Annotated in this window: 12 protein-coding genes; 2 read left to right on the top strand and 10 right to left on the bottom strand. The window is 51.7% G+C overall.

The annotated features are described in order from the left end of the window. Positions 1-97: 97 nt before the first annotated feature. From KQJ23_RS04970 to KQJ23_RS04945, 6 genes are read right to left on the bottom strand one after another with little or no spacing between them, the layout of a single operon-like run. Entirely contained in the window at positions 98-1,651 is a 1,554-nt protein-coding gene (locus KQJ23_RS04970) for an extracellular solute-binding protein (RefSeq protein ID WP_216477577.1), read from the bottom strand. 45 nt (positions 1,652-1,696) lie between these two features. Then, the gene (locus tag KQJ23_RS04965; protein WP_216477576.1) at positions 1,697-2,563 is read right to left on the bottom strand and encodes a carbohydrate ABC transporter permease; all 867 of its coding nucleotides are present in this window, start codon (positions 2,561-2,563) and stop codon (positions 1,697-1,699) included. Between the two features lie 19 nt (positions 2,564-2,582). Beyond that, entirely contained in the window at positions 2,583-3,488 is a 906-nt protein-coding gene (locus KQJ23_RS04960) for an ABC transporter permease (RefSeq protein ID WP_216477575.1), read from the bottom strand. Between the two features lie 31 nt (positions 3,489-3,519). Continuing rightward, positions 3,520-5,070: a glycoside hydrolase family 3 protein gene (locus tag KQJ23_RS04955; RefSeq protein ID WP_216477574.1), complete on the bottom strand. Its 1,551-nt coding sequence runs from the start codon at positions 5,068-5,070 to the stop codon at positions 3,520-3,522. Positions 5,071-5,126: 56 nt separating this feature from the next. Beyond that, positions 5,127-6,083 (bottom strand): Gfo/Idh/MocA family oxidoreductase, encoded by a 957-nt coding sequence (locus tag KQJ23_RS04950; RefSeq protein WP_216477573.1) that lies wholly within the window; start codon positions 6,081-6,083, stop codon positions 5,127-5,129. Continuing rightward, positions 6,073-7,074, bottom strand: a complete 1,002-nt coding sequence (locus KQJ23_RS04945) for a Gfo/Idh/MocA family protein (RefSeq protein WP_216477572.1) — start codon at positions 7,072-7,074, stop codon at positions 6,073-6,075. Before KQJ23_RS04945 ends, KQJ23_RS04950 begins: the two co-directional genes overlap by 11 nt. 232 nt (positions 7,075-7,306) lie before the next feature. Here KQJ23_RS04945 and KQJ23_RS04940 point away from each other — a divergent pair, with 232 nt between their 5' ends. Next, positions 7,307-9,586 (top strand): helix-turn-helix domain-containing protein, encoded by a 2,280-nt coding sequence (locus tag KQJ23_RS04940; protein ID WP_216477571.1) that lies wholly within the window; start codon positions 7,307-7,309, stop codon positions 9,584-9,586. 46 nt (positions 9,587-9,632) lie between these two features. Further along, positions 9,633-11,501: a family 20 glycosylhydrolase gene (locus KQJ23_RS04935; RefSeq protein ID WP_216477570.1), complete on the top strand. Its 1,869-nt coding sequence runs from the start codon at positions 9,633-9,635 to the stop codon at positions 11,499-11,501. A gap of 117 nt (positions 11,502-11,618) precedes the next feature. Here the strand turns inward: KQJ23_RS04935 and KQJ23_RS04930 are convergent, their stop codons facing one another. From KQJ23_RS04930 to sdaAB, 4 genes are read right to left on the bottom strand one after another with little or no spacing between them, the layout of a single operon-like run. Continuing rightward, positions 11,619-12,581, bottom strand: a complete 963-nt coding sequence (locus KQJ23_RS04930) for a GNAT family N-acetyltransferase (RefSeq protein ID WP_216477569.1) — start codon at positions 12,579-12,581, stop codon at positions 11,619-11,621. Then, positions 12,562-13,764 (bottom strand): M20 metallopeptidase family protein, encoded by a 1,203-nt coding sequence (locus KQJ23_RS04925; protein ID WP_216477568.1) that lies wholly within the window; start codon positions 13,762-13,764, stop codon positions 12,562-12,564. The genes KQJ23_RS04930 and KQJ23_RS04925 overlap by 20 nt, the downstream gene beginning before the upstream one ends. Then, entirely contained in the window at positions 13,761-14,648 is an 888-nt protein-coding gene (sdaAA, locus tag KQJ23_RS04920; RefSeq protein ID WP_216477567.1) for an L-serine ammonia-lyase, iron-sulfur-dependent, subunit alpha, read from the bottom strand. Before sdaAA ends, KQJ23_RS04925 begins: the two co-directional genes overlap by 4 nt. After that, positions 14,645-15,328 carry an L-serine ammonia-lyase, iron-sulfur-dependent subunit beta gene (sdaAB, locus tag KQJ23_RS04915; protein WP_216477566.1) on the bottom strand — a complete coding sequence of 228 codons (684 nt, stop codon included), beginning with the start codon at positions 15,326-15,328 and terminating at the stop codon, positions 14,645-14,647. The genes sdaAA and sdaAB overlap by 4 nt, the downstream gene beginning before the upstream one ends. Between the last annotated feature and the right edge of the window lies 1 nt (position 15,329).

The raw sequence follows: 15,329 nt of genomic DNA, 5'->3' as shown, positions 1-15,329 counted from the left end.
CTTCCTCCCTCTTCGATGTGGAAATAAGCAAGCCCTGCTGATCCATGAACAGGACTTGCTGTATTCGACGAACCTCTACTGCACGGTAAGCTTGTTTTTATTTCACAGCGGCCTTTGCACGTTCATCTGCTTTCTTATAAATATCCAGAATCTGCTCATATCCCAGCTTCCTTTGCTCTTCCACGAATTTGTCCCAATCGTCAAAGCTGCGACTTCCCATAATAAATTTGGCGAAATTCTCGTCTCGATGGCTATTCAGCGAATCTCCCTGGGTATTGAGAATTTGCTGCTCCTCCGAGGTAAAGGCCAGCAATGCCTGCTTTTCGCCATCATATTTAGGCGATTGTTCATAAGCTGCTTTATATTCCGGGGAGGAAACCGCAATATGGGCGTCAAAATCGAACCAAGTGTACGTACCGTCCGTAGACAAGCCCGTCTTCTTGCGCAAATCAGTGATATCCGCATACTTCTCAATAAAGGCATTCCCGTTATAGGTCTCGCCTTCTACTCCCCAACTGGCAAGCTTGCGTCCTTCTTCCGAGTAGAAGAAGTCAATAAATTTGACGATTTCCTTAATCTTCGGAGTCTTGGAAGAGATCATAAATCCTTCCTCCATCGTTGCTGTGTAGGCATTACGCTGCACTCCTCCCGGACCGGCCGGAGGCGCCATAAATTGCATCGAGAACTCCGGATTATCCGGACGAAGTGCAGTGTTGTAGAAATCGATGCGTCCCATATAATCAAGGGTGATGAATGCGCGATTCGTGGATACGATATCCTGCCACATCTTAGTATCAATGGTCAGGAAATCTTTAGGGATCAGTCCCTCCTGGTAGAACTTGTTGAAGTAGGTAAGCAGGTCCTTATACTCTTGCTGAATCGGTGCGTACTTCCACTCGCTCGTCGCGGTATCTAGATAGATGCTTGCCTTGGTTACTTCGACCGGAGCAGGTACATTGAAGCCTGCTCCAAAATCATAGAAATAGCGCAGACCGCTGCGGAAAGTCAGAGGATAGCTGTCCGGATAAGCAGACTTCAACTTCTTCAGCGTCTCATAGAGCTCATCCCATGTAGCTGGAGGGTTCAAATTAAGCTCCTTGAACACATCCTCGCGGTACATCCAGGTACGTCGGTTCGATTCGCCCAGGCCTTCATTTGGGAACACATACATCTTCCCGTCAGCGGAGAGAACGTTCTGGGTTTCTGTAGGATATTTCTCCATCCATGCTTTGAAATTAGGCATTTCGTCAACATGATCCAGAATGTTCACAAGCGCGCCTTGCTGTCCGAATTTGTCGGCAATAGCCTTGGACTGCGTCCACATCAAATCGGGCATATCCCCGGAGGCAATGGTCAGACTTAAGGAATCCTCCAGCAAATTACCTGCCGGCAGCTGGACATCCAGAGTGACACCGGTGGCTTCCTTAATGTACTGCCACACCTTCCAGTTCTGATCATAAGGCCAGCTTGGATTGCTGTAGTTCAGAAACGTAAATGTGTGCTGCTCCAGTCCCTGTGATACGTTCGAGGCACCCGTCCCCTGTTCGATAGGAGCGGTGGAAGTTGTTCCCGAGCTGTTGTTCGAGCACGCTCCCAGCAACAGACTCACCCCCAACATAACGGATAACACCAATCTTGACTTCTTCTGCATTGTTGTCCCTCACTTTCTGTGAACGATAGATTTTTCCCTTGTATGTTATCCTTTGACTGACCCGATAAGCGCTCCTTTAGCAAAATGCTTCTGAAGAAACGGGTAGACCAGGAGAATAGGGACGGTGGTCACGATGATCGTAGCATATTTCAGCGATTCATCCACGATCAGACTGTCGCCTCCCACATTGGAAGCACCGTTAGCGCCGCCTGCACCCTGCAGCACCATATTACGAACGATAACTTGCAACGGGAATAAGTCGGCATCACGCAAATAAAGCAGTGCAGAGAAAAAATTATTCCAGATTGCAACGCCGTAGAAGAGTCCAATTGTCGCCAAAATAGCCTTGGATAACGGTAGGACCAGCCTGAAGAAAATGCCGATTTCGGTCAGGCCGTCGATCTTCCCTGACTCCTCCACCTCCTGCGGCATGGCCGAGAAGAAAGTACGCATAACGATAAGGTTCCAGGTACTGATGGCACCCGGCAGCACCATCGCCCAGATCGTATCGAGCAGATCATAGCTGCGAACAACCAGGAAGGTAGGAATCATGCCGCCGCTGAAGAACAACGTAATGACAACCATCACCATAAAGGTTTTGCGGAATAGCATTTCAGGCTTGGAGAGCGAATAGGCTCCCGCAGCGGTAATCAGCAAGGAAATGGTCGTCCCCAGCACGGTGTACAGGATCGTATTGAGGTAAGCCCGACCTATCGCAGGATTATCAAATACTGCGGCATACGTGTTGAGATTAAATTGCTTGGGCCATAGAAATACCTCCCCCTTCAAAACAGGCACCGTTCCACTCAATGAAACGGCAATCATATAAATAAAGGGATACAGTGCCGAGAGCGTAATGGCGCATAAGATGAGGTATAGCAAAATATCAAAAGCGCTGAATTTGAGCTTCATCCTAAGTCCTCTCCTTTCCTCACCACAGGCTCGTCCCGCTCGTTTTGCGGCTGATCCAGTTCGCTGTAAAGATGAACATGAGATTAATGACACTGGTGAACAGATCAATCGCGGTACCGTAGCTATAGTTCATCGCCTGTATCCCTGTACGGAATACATAGGTGCTAAGCACATCGGCTGTTGAATAGATGGAAGGATTCTGCATCAACAGGACCTTTTCAAAGCCGATATCCAGCACATGGCCGACATTGAGAATCAGTAAAGTGACGATGGCCGGGGCGATGCCTGGCAAGGTGACATGCAACAGTTGATGCCAGCGATTGGCACCGTCTACCGTAGACGCCTCATACAGTTGCGGATCAATGGCACTCAGCGCCGCCAGATAAATAATAGTATCCCAGCCCACATGCTGCCAGATCTCAGAGATAATATAGAGCGAACGGAAGTAATTCTCGTCTTGCATAAAATTGACCGAGGCGTAGCCTAGCCATTCAATCACCTGGTTGACAATGCCGCCTGTCGGAGACAGGAACAAGAACATCATGCTGACAACCACCACGTTGGAAATAAAGTGAGGCAAGTAGCTGATGGTCTGCGCCAGCTTCTTGACCATTCCCACACGAACCTCATTTAAGAGCAAGGCCAAAATGACAGGTGCGGGAAAGCTGAAAACAAGCTTGTAGACGCCCAGCAAAATCGTATTCTTGATCAGCTTGAAAGAATCCGGACTGTTAAAAAACAGAGCATAGTGCTTCAACCCTACCCATTCGCTCTGCCATACCCCCTGAAAGGGATTGTAGTCCTTAAATGAGATCAAAATTCCGAACATGGGCACGTATTTGAATAGAACGTAATACACAAGTGCCGGTAAAAACAGCAGGAGCAGATACTTGCTTCTGTGCCATCTTAGACGAAACAACCCCATGGTTCATCCTCCAGTCTTACATAAATGTGCCTTATTCCGTATACAGGTTCACGAACGCCTCCATGGTCACATCTGAGGTGCTGCACAGCAGGACGACTGAACCTTGCTCGGGCAGTACGTCCTGATCATAAGGATTGCGCAGGACCAGAAAGACCGTGTCTCGCTCCCGTGCACAAAGCAACGCCAGTTCTAACTGACTGGTGAACCTGTGAGCATTAATGGTGCCTAGCAGCACCACATCCACCTGCTGCAGCTTGGCTGCCACCTGGGCTATGTCTTCAGGAGTAGGCTGCAAATCAATGTTGACGGTCTCCAGTTGAGGCAAGCAGGGATCTAGCAGGTCCGCAAGGGTGATCGCCCTCCCACCCGTACTATCCGCTTGCGTAAGCCGCTCCTGGACCGGCAGCACGAGCAAGTATCGCAATTCTGATCTTAGCTTCAGCAAATGGCGAGGGTCGCGTTCGACCCGGATCGAGCGTTCAGCAATGCTTCGCGCCATCTCTCCCCATGCTTCGTAGGGGATGGGATCAGCGGCGGCTGCCAGCTCGCGGCTCTTGTCGTGAAGACGGCCAAGGCGCTCCAGCGAAGCATCGATTCGCTCTTCCGACAAACGTCCGGCTTCAATCGCCGTGACGATGCCTTCAACAACACGCTCCTGATATTCCGGGGTGTGGCACATCAGGATTTGATCATTCCCTGCCAGTACGGCCAGAACGCCAGCCTCTTCAGGGGAATACAAGTTCTGAATCGCATGCATTTCAATATCGTCTGTGCAGATCACCCCGTTATAACCCAGGCGCTCCCGCAAAATGCCATTGACTAGAAAGGGAGACAAGGAAGCCGGCAGACCATCCGATTCGGCAATGTTAGGATAGGCCACATGGGCAACCATGATGGCATCAATCTCTTCGCTGATCGCTGCAATGAAGGGGACTAGCGCTTCGGCGAGCAGGTCATCCAGCGTGGCCTGGCTGGAAGGCAATTGCTTGTGCGAATCCGCGTCCACATCGCCGTGTCCGGGGAAATGCTTGGCCGTCGTCAAGATGCCTGCTCGGCGCATCCCCCGGATAAAGGCTTTGCCGTAATCGGCCACGAGCTGAGGGTCTTCGCCGAAGGAGCGAACCCCGATCACCGGATTCAACGGATTAGAATTTACATCAAGGACGGGGGCCCAATCCATCGGGATTCCGAGCCGATGCAACTGGCTGCCAATCAGCCAGCCACTGTCGTAAGCCAGCTCCGGGTCCTCTCCCAGCCCGATCGCCCGATTACCAGGCAACGAGGGATAGAACGCCAGCAGATTGGATAGCGAGCCCCCCTCCTCATCAATGGATAATAACGGGACATCACGGTCAGATGCCTGCCCGCTCGGCCTCAACTCAGTACAAGCCCCCTGAAGCTGCTGTTCAGACAGGATGTTGTGAGGGAATAACCCGAGCGCACCATATCCACCCTCACCCAGTCGCCGGCTCGTCTCTTGTCCTGGCTGCAAGCCGGGATAACCGATGCAGCACATGGCCTTCACCATTGCTCGCAGCCGCTCCCGCTCCTGTGTTCTTATGTGTTCTGTAGAATTTGTCATGGGTATTCGTTCCTTTTCCTCTCGTCTTGGAAGTGTTGTGATCCAAATCCATCCATTTAAAGAATAGGCCTGCGCAGCTTAATGGTGGTTTTCTGGGCAAGACTGAGGTTTGCCGCCTCCAAAAAGCGCATAATCGCCAGTGTCTCCTCGAGATCGATGGGAGATTGGCCCGTTGCCAGAAAGGAGACCACCGCCTCCAGCAAGCTGGCCAGGTAAGGCTTATCCGTCTCATCCTTGACCTCAAACGGCTGCGAAAATGACGTCCAATGCAATACCCCTCCAAATGCCTCATTGCCCGTTCGGTTGCCGCGAATAGCTCCTATTCTTCCGTCTCGCCATACTCCGGTCACAACATCGTGTTCGGCCGTTCTTACCGCATGAACCTCCGTACAATCAGGGCCCAGAGCCCGGAACAACATCTCTGCGGTATGGATGCCATACCAGAAATAGCCTGCTTGAGTAGGTTCAAGCCCCATCGGACCGTAAAAATCAGCCCCGCAAAGCCTCTCTCCATTGCCTGATCGTAGTCCCGAGGTCAGCCCCACCGCATACCTGAGAGCGGAACAGCTCATCCAGGGAGTTCCATAAACTGCTGCTAGTCTGATCATCTCTTCCGCGGTGGACGAATCCAGGGCAAAGGGCTTGTCGACAAAAATAGGCTTGCCATAAGGAACCATCTGTGCGAACAAAGCAACACGTGTCCTGCCATCCACAGCCTCAAGCATCCAGGCATCACATTTCTCTGCGACCTCTTCCAGTGAACTCAGCATAGTTACCCTTTGCCGGTCTCGCAGTTCTTCAACATACCCATCCAGCCGGTTGGCACTCAGAGAGAAATCCAGTGAAGGAATGCCCGGATAGGCCGCCGTCAATCGCGCCCCGCCGATATAATTGGGTTCACCTTTGTTATGAAGCAGCTTGGCGAAGGAGACCACTCGCGGATTGTCCAGCCCGATCATTCCGATGCGCAGCGGCTTACCGGTTGATATCGCAGCACTACTACTAGCTGGCATGGGTGCAGCCTCGCTGATTCACGGTAATTTCCGCTCCCTGCTGATGTGAGAGGTATAGGCCCTCCACCGCGGCCACAACGCTGCGGGAATATTCCAATGAGCAATGCGGCTCCCGCTTCTCTTCTATGGCGCCTAGAAGATCCTCGAATTGACCTACAAAAGGGTTCACCTGTTCCTCCACCGGCACTTCACGGTAATCCGCTCCCTCGCTAACCCATAAGCCGATGCCAGTCCGCAGCATCATGCTTCCGCGAGTAAACAGTAATTCTGTCTCGTCGACGATCGCTCCCGGATAACCCGATAATGACAGGGTCGCCGGAATGCCTGCAGACGTATGAAGAAAGGCGCACCCACCTCCTTCCACATCCCCCCGTGTTTGCTCATACTCGACGCTAGCTGTTAGCCGGGTCACGCAGCTGTCGGTTAACCATTGAATTTTATCGATGGTATGAGAGCCCAGATTCATCAAAATTCCTCCACCGGCCTTGGACTTCTCAAAGAACCAATCCGGCCTTCCCGGCAGATCATACTGCTGATGTCGCCTGTCGTTGATCATAATGAGTCTGCCAAGACGTCCGCTTCGAATCCAGCGCCTGGCCTCCAGATTATGACTGATATAGTGCTGGGTATGACCTACCATTAACCTGACATCATTTGTTTGGACAGTAGAGATGATATCATCGCATTCCTGCGTGTTCAGGGCCATGGGCTTCTCCAGAAGAATATGACATCCCTGCTCCGCAGCAAACTGCGCTGCCTTCTTATGTAAATGATGAGGCAGGGTGACAATGACGATGTCCGGCTTCTCCCGAAGGATCATCTCCTTATAATCAGAGTAGGAGGAAAGGCCGTTCGCCGAAGCGAGCGCATCTGAACGCTCCTGTTGCACATCCGCAATAGAACATGGCTGCAGCTTAGCAAGCTTGCTCATTGCCTCCAGATGAGCGTGGGCGATTTTCCCGGCTCCAATGATAGCCACGCGATAAGTCATCTCGATCACCTCCCTATCATGATTCGAGAGAAATCATAACAACAGATTTGCAGAGAGACCATGAGGATATTTTTCATTTCTTCACAAATCTTTCGTTCATTGACCAAATTCATTTAAAATCTTGAAAACGGATAAGTTTCCAGAGGGATGAGTATTGTGAGAAAACCTAACATGGTACTATACTAGAATTCACGGCTAGGGTGATAACGATCAAGAGAAAGGAATAATCCCAATGAAATGGATGGCAAAGTCAATGAGGGGCACCGCCAAAAATCAATTGTCGCTGTTCTACACGTTATTTGGCAGTTTTATTGTGATTATCGTGCTACTAGTGTCCATCAATATGCTCGCTTACAACTTCTTTAGCAATACGATTAAGAAGGAAGTCATTTTGAACAGCAGTCTGAACTTAAACTCGACGGCTTCTAATTATGAGAAGCATATCAAGCTAGTCCGCAGCTTCATGCTGGGCTATCTGTTCGACAGCGACACAGAAATTCTCAAAAGTGACAGTCCGATGCATCGCTATGACGTGGTTATACGGGTCCAGAAGACACTGCAGCACAACCTGAGTAATACCCAATTGTTCCTGGATAATATCATCTATTACTTCAGGGATGACGACTTCATTATCGAGCGGGATGGAACCCGCAATGCTGACACGATGTTCTCCAAATTTTATACACATTCAACATACACTGCAGATTTCTGGAGCAAGGAGATGAACGGAGACGAGAGCTTTCATATCTACCCTGCCGCTCCATTCAGTTCCGCAACCGCATTCCGTCAGGAGCCTCTAGGCAATTTTATGCCCATACTGGTCAAGGGCGCTTTTGATCATGAATTTGCTTTTATTGCCTTGCTGGATGGCAGCAAAATCTATGCCGCGTTCCATCAGCCCAAGCCGGATAGCAGCTTCTTTATCGTAGACCGAAATCAGCAAATCATCTTCTCCTCTGATAAATTTGTACTGCCACCCGCTGCTCTGGAAAAGAAAGGTACAGGCTACAGCAAAATTAAGGATCATTATTACTTCTATCAAACGGGTATGGAAACCGGTTATACCTACTTCGAGGTCGTGTCAGACAAAGGGCTGACCCAGCAGCTTCATCGGCTGAACCTGACAATAGGCACCTTGCTGATCATCTCCCTGCTGATTGGCCTGTCCGTGTCTTATTGGTTCTCCAAACGGTTTCACAATCCGCTGGCCAATATGATTCGGTCCATCCAGCCTTTGAATAACGTAAGCGTTCCCATAAGTAAAAGCAGTAGAATTCGCGAATTTAACTTGCTGCATAACACATTAAGCGACCTGTCGCGTTCCAAGGATGAGTACCAGCAGGATTTGCAGGCGAAAAACAATTTGCTGCAACAGCTCTCTTATATGATGAGGTTGAAAAAAATACATGGAAGTGGAGAGCTTCTCCCCGCCCCGATCGATACGGATGGACCCTATCGCCTCGTTCTGTCCCAGATCGAGTTCAAGGAGCGGTTCGCTGCTGAAATTGCGAATGCCCCTCAGCGGGCTTTCAATATGTACAAGGAGTTGATCAGCGCTCATTTCTCCAGCGTATATACCAACTCGCTGACCTTCCAACTGGAGAAGGACCAAATCTTATCTATTTTATTCGTGAAGGATAAGAGCACCAAGGAGAAGCCGGATGATCTGGACGGCCTGGTCCAACTGCTGGATAAGGATATTCCTTATTGCAACTTCACCATTGCTATGAGTCCCATCCGTCATCGTTCCGCCGACTTTGCCGAAACCTATCAGAACGTACTGGATTTAATCAAGCAACGCAGATTAGGAGAGGACATACAGGTTATCGAGGAGTGGACTCCTCAACCTTCGCTGATGATCCCATCCCCCGCCGAAGAGCAAGAATTGACTGCCAACCTGCAATCCGGTTGTGACGAGATCACGATTCCACTGGTGAACAGACTGCTTGAGGAACTGGAGAATGCCGGGGCTTTGGCTCAGCAATTCCAGGATTTCTCCAAGGATGTAGTGAACCGGACCATCAAGATTATGTACGCCCAAAATATTTCATTTAACAATCTGGCTGGAGGCAGATCGCCGTATGATCTTCTCAAATCCTGCTATACCCTTCAGCAGTATAAGGATTTCTTCCAGAGCTTTTTATCGAAGTCAGCGGCAGCGATTCAGGCCAAGAAATCTGAAGCGGACATCATCACTAAATTCGTGACGGAATATGTGGAAGCTCATTACGGAGAAGATCTGTCCCTGGATATGATCGCAGGCAAAATCGGTATCACCGGCTCCTACCTGTCGACCTATTACAAGGAAAAGACAGGGACCAATTTTAGCGATTATGTGCTCTCTGTCCGTATGCGTAAAGCCACCGAGATGCTGAGGGAGACGGACCTGAAGATTCAGGAGATTGCTGCGCTGGTCGGCTATTACACGGTTGCTTCGTTTAATCGTGTGTTCAAGCGTCATACAGGGGTTACCCCGGGTGAATTCCGGAGGCATCATCAATGGAAGAAGTAAGCCTGCGGCTTCCCATAGCCAGAGGCGCTATGAAGGAGGAATTGTCATGAACCCTACACTTCCGCTTGTGCAACGTTGGATGGACTATGAAGAGGAACCATTTGCACTGGACGAAGGTTGTCCTTTCATACTGGTGGGCCCCGACCCGGACCCACGGCTGCTCAAGGCGGGGCGGCTTCTGTTCCCTGATCAGGTATGGATCCAGGAGTTAACCCTCTCAGCGTTATGGGCGGAACTGACGGAGGCTTCCCCCTTTGCTTATATGTTACTGTGGGGGCCGGATCACTCCCTGGGCGAAGAGTTGCAATTCTTCCTTAAGGAGACTCCATTCTCTGTAGAAGAACTACCAGCCGAAGGCTATAGGTTGGCGATTCGGAAGTCATCGGTATTCATCGGTGCCCATGATGCTGCGGGCCTCTTCTATGGCTTGCATACCCTGCGGCAATTACTGGACTCTGGTAGGCCGCTCTCCGCTACCGATATTACAGATTGGCCCGATGTTCCACTGCGTTGTATGAACTATGATCTGCGGCAGACGTTCTCCAAGCCTGAACTGCTGATCGACTATATTCCCATACTGGCATCCTTCAAGGCCAATGCTCTGCTGGTGGAATATGAAGATAAATTTCCGTTCTCCCGGCATCCCGACTTCCGTCACCCAAGTCATGCCCTATCCAACCATCATCTGGAGCAGTTGTTGGAGACCGCAGAGCAACATTTCATCGAAGTGATTCCACTTCAGCAATCGTTTGGTCATTTGGAGTATATTTTAGGCCGAAAAGAGTACCAACACCTGCGGGAATCAGCAACGTCTACTGGTGAGCTATGCCCCAGTCTCGCAGAATCCTTCACTCTCGTCTCGGAGTTGCTTGAAGAAGTAGCTGCACACCATCCCCGGTCCCGTTATCTTCACCTGGGCTGTGACGAAGTGTACAGTTTATGCGAGTGTCCCCAATGCCGCGAGCGGTATGACGGCTCCCGAAACCGGGCTTTCCTGGACTTTGTGAACAAGCTGATTGATTACACTTGCCATCTAGGCAAACAGCCGATTATCTGGCAGGATGTCCTTGCAGCCTGCTCTGACGAGGAGCTTGATCTACTTGACCGGCGTGTCTGTGTCATGATCTGGCATTACAATGGCAAGAACATTGAAGCCTTGGTCTCTCCGCTTGCAGCCAAGCTCCAAGCCATGGGAATCGTGGTGATGGGCGCTCCATCGGTGCGTTGCTTCGACCGCAAAGATGACCAGAACTACCCGCTGGTGGAGCAGCGAATGGCGAATATCAATCAATGGAGCGAAGCGGCGACGCGGCAGCAGCTATCCGGCCTGGTCGGGACGAACTGGACGGCCGTCTTCAGCCTGGGCGTACCTTACGGCCCCTTTGAAACGTCGTGGTACACCATGGCTTACTTCGCGGACGCCTGCTGGCACGCGAAGCGCTCTAGGCAGGACCGATTCATCGACCGTTTCCTGCTGAACTTTCACGGCATAGGGATCGACATGGCTAAGCGCCTGTTGGGGAATTATGACGATGAGGATTATTACACCTCCATGCCAAAGCTATTGGAGGCTGTGGTCAAGAACCGCAGCACGGCGGAGCTCATTGTGGCGATGCTTGATTTTGAGACCGCTGCCGACCGCTCCAGAACCATTCATAAATATATCTACCGCTGGCAATTATCCCCTCAGAGCGAGGCGGAATGGCGATCGCTAATGAACAATTACCAAATCACCCGAGTCGGGCTGCGCCGCGCCCGAGTGGCCATGGAAGAAGCGCTTCGCGTCTTTCAGCCCAATGATATGGCGGACCACTATGTTCTGTCCCGGTTTTATCTGCATGATTATTTACAGGAGACGTTGTACCAGGAAATCGGGCTTGCTGAGCCTGATTCCGCTGATGGAGGGGAGCTTTAGGAGTGTGGTGAACAATGGGGGGGCTGCGGCCGGTATGGGCTTACACTCGCTGTTTCAGCTCCATATCGGCTCTCCGGCAGCTTGTTCACCACGCTTTTTGAGCCGCCCCACACCGGTCTAAAGCGGCTTATCATACTTGGCATAGCTTTTCCAAACCGTATAGCCCAGCTTGCCATAAAAATCCACAAACGGGGTCGTATCAATCACGATGTGACGGACCCCGCGTGTTCTCAAGAAATGAATCGCCCCTTGAACAATCGACAATCCGTATCGATGTCCACGGTATGCCTCATCGATGCCCAAGGGACCCACTCCTCCAAGCTCGCCTTCAAGTAAAGGCGACCAGTACACATTTTGCGCGAGTAATGGGGCGTGTATCGTGTTCATTCTACAGAAGCCTATCAGCTTCCCCTGCTGTTCCAGAAGGACATACTCTTGCCCTGTTCCTCCCCGCTCCCAATAGTCGCAGTGCTGAAGATCCCACGTTCCCGGAAAGCATCTGGCCATGAACTCCGTCAAGGCAGCCCGGTCAGTCGGGACAGCCACTCGCATAGATGCTTCGCCTAACGTAGGCAGATCTGTTGGTTCCTTCTCCGCATAGGTTTTGAGCAAATCAAAGGCCTCTTCCCGAAATAGATAACCCCTACGCTCAAACCACTGCCTCACCTGCTCAAGCTCACTTGGAATCCCCGGGAACATTCTTAAATGCAGGTCGTTGCCCAATGCGATCCGACTGGCCCCGGCACTCCGCAGCGCCTCTTCCGCCTTACGGAGTAGAAGCCCTCCCGTGCCTTGATATCTCTGCGCAGACGCAACCAGCAGGGCTGAAATCCAGCCCTGCCCTTGAATGAGCCCGAAGCGTCCATCTTGAGGATGGACAAGCTTGGACGCAACAAACCCTGTGATACTCCCTCCCAACGTATCCCGGGCAACCCATGAGCCTTCCTTAAGAAGACGGGGGTCCATCGTCCAATTTTGCTGAAGGAGTCGAAGCTGCATAGGGAATGTCTTCCCCAGTTCCCCATTCCATAAGGCCACTATTTCTTCCTCATGCTTCTTTTCAAATGGTTCTAAGATCATCGTCTGCCCCTCCTGAAGATGGTTGTAATCTGCTTAATGCGATACCCGCCAACAGAGCCATGCCAACGGGAATGCACGCTTCGTTTAATTCGAATCGAGGATGATGCAGGCCAAACGCCTGCTCAGCATCCTTCTCCGGACCCGAGCCCAACCAGAAGAAGCAACCCGGGATTTGCTCCAAATAAACAGAGAAATCCTCCCCCGCCAGCAAGGGTTCAGCTATACAGTCATAAGAAGAACCGAGGGTTGTCTCAATCACTGCTTCGACGGCTTGCACCTGACGTTCGTGATTGACCAGTACCGGAACCTGATAATTGTATTTCAAGCTTGCCTTACAGCGATGAGCTGCGGCAATGCCTTGCACGATACGTTCGAGGGAAGCAGGCACCCCCTTCTGTACGTCGGCATTGAAGGTACGAACAGTACCGGCAAGCTGACAATACTGCGGAATCACATTGTTCGCTTCCCCGGCATGGACAGCTCCTATCGTGACTACCACGGGCGAGAACGGGGATATCTCCCGGCTGACGATGCTTTGCAGTGACTGAATAAGCGCAGCCGCACACACAATCGGATCGATGCCTTGATCCGGGATCGCTCCATGAGCCCCCTTGCCTTCCAGGACAATTTCAATCCGGTCCACAGAGCCCATCATAGGGCCGCTTCTTGTAGCTGCATGGCCTGCGGGCAAGGTGGGCAGATTGTGCAAACCGTAAATTTCCGCAACACCTTCAAGTACCTTTTCGGCAATCATGGATTTGGCCCCTGTGTTCACTTCTTCGGCTGGCTGGAACAAGCAGCGCACTGTTCCCGCAAATCGCTCTCCTGCCAATAGTTCAATAGCTCCCAGCAGTATCGCCGTATGGGCGTCATGGCCGCAAGCATGCATTAGGCCGGGATTCTCCGAGGCAAAAGCCAAATCCGTCTGCTCCTGAATCGGGAGCGCATCCATATCAGCGCGTAAAGCGATAGTCGGTCCTGGCTGTCCTCCAGAGATTTCCGCCACGATTCCGTATCCGCCGACATCTGAGCGATAGGAAATCCCCATGTGGTCAAGCTGCTCTCTGATTCTTCGCGCCGTTTCCTTTTCCTCCAGACTCCGTTCGGGATAACGGTGAAGCTCCCGGCGGAACCAGGTCCACTTGTCTGCGTGCTCATGGGCAAGATCAAGCAGCCTGCTCATGTCGATGGCCCCTTCCGATCCAATTCCTTCATGATCTTACGGCCCGTCGGCGTCTGAGCCAAGCCTCCCTTGGCCGTCTCCCGGTGCCTTTCAGGCATATTGCTTCCGACTTCCAGCATGACGCCAATCACCTCGTCGGAAGGAATGACGCTGGTCACACCAGCAAGGGCCATATCCGCGGCTGCAAGAGCTGTCACCGCACCAAAGCCGTTTCGCACAATGCAGGGGATCTCAACTAGTCCCGCCACCGGATCACAGATCAGGCCCAGACAATTCTTGAGTGCCAGCCCTACAGCGTGAATGGCTTGCTCCGGTGTACCGCCCCGCATCTCGGTCAGCGCCCCCGCTGCCATCCCGATGGCGGAGCCAACCTCTGCTTGACAACCACCTTCCGCCCCAGAGATAAACGAATTATTGGCAATCACATATCCGATAGCTCCGGCGGCAAACAAACCGTGCACGAGCAACTCATCTTCCCATCCAAACCGTTCTTGCATACTGACGAAGACCCCAGGGATGATACCGCACGACCCTGCTGTCGGGGTAGCAATAATTCGGCCCATGGAGGCGTTCACTTCAGAAACGGCTAATGCGTAGCTCAACGCACGAGCAGCCACGATGCCCAGCGAGGGGACTTTATGATCGGCATAGGCCTTCACTCGCCCCGCATCCCCACCCGTCAATCCGCTGCGCGAATTCGGTTTGTCCATAAGACCTTTCTGAACCGCTTCCTTCATCACCCCATAATAACCTGCCATCTGCTCAAATACGGCCTCGCTGCTCTGTTCGGATTCCCTTGCCTGCTCCGTAATCATCAATTGCCCGATGGACATCGACTCATCTTCGCATAATTTCCCAAGCTCAAGTAAACTGGAAAATCTCATGCTCTCCCGCCCTCTCCTATAAGATCGATCACACGTACTTTGCTTACGCTCTCCATTCGGCCAATTTTGCTCAGAACTGTCCCTCCAGGAGGCTGATCGCACTCTATTACCGTCAGAGCCTTACCATGCCTGGATTCCCGAACAACCTGCATCAGTCCAATGTTTACCCCTGCCCTTCGCAGGACACCGGACATTTCCGCAACCATACCCGGCCGATCCGTATGAAAAATAAGCAGTGTAGGCTGCATCGCCGTAAATTTCACAGGAAAACGATTCACCTTCAAGATTTCAATATTGCCTCCGCCGATGGAGCAGCCCTGAATGGAGATCGCATCCGCTTGACTCCGAAGCAACAGGTCTACTGTATTAGGATGAGGTACCGGCTTCTTCTCAGTGTATAGTTGTATATTTAAGCCCGCTTGCTCCGCATGATGGAAAGCGTCAGGAATGGCTTCATCGTCCGTGGCGAAGTCAAGCATCCCGCCAACCAGCGCAACGTCCGTGCCGTGTCCCCGGTAAGTCTCGGCAAAAGAACCGTACAACCGGATATTTGCTTCCGTCGGTATGCCGCCCAGCGCTTGCCGGGCCACTCGGCCAATGCGCACAGCGCCTGCCGTGTGTGAACTGGAGGGCCCGATCATGCTGGGTCCTATAATGGAAAAGACATCCTTGAACCTCATA

Source organism: Paenibacillus brevis (assembly GCF_018919145.1).
GTDB lineage: Bacteria > Bacillota > Bacilli > Paenibacillales > Paenibacillaceae > Fontibacillus > Fontibacillus brevis.
The sequence above is the reverse complement of the archived record's forward strand: the minus strand, read 5'-3'. Positions and strand labels throughout refer to the sequence as shown.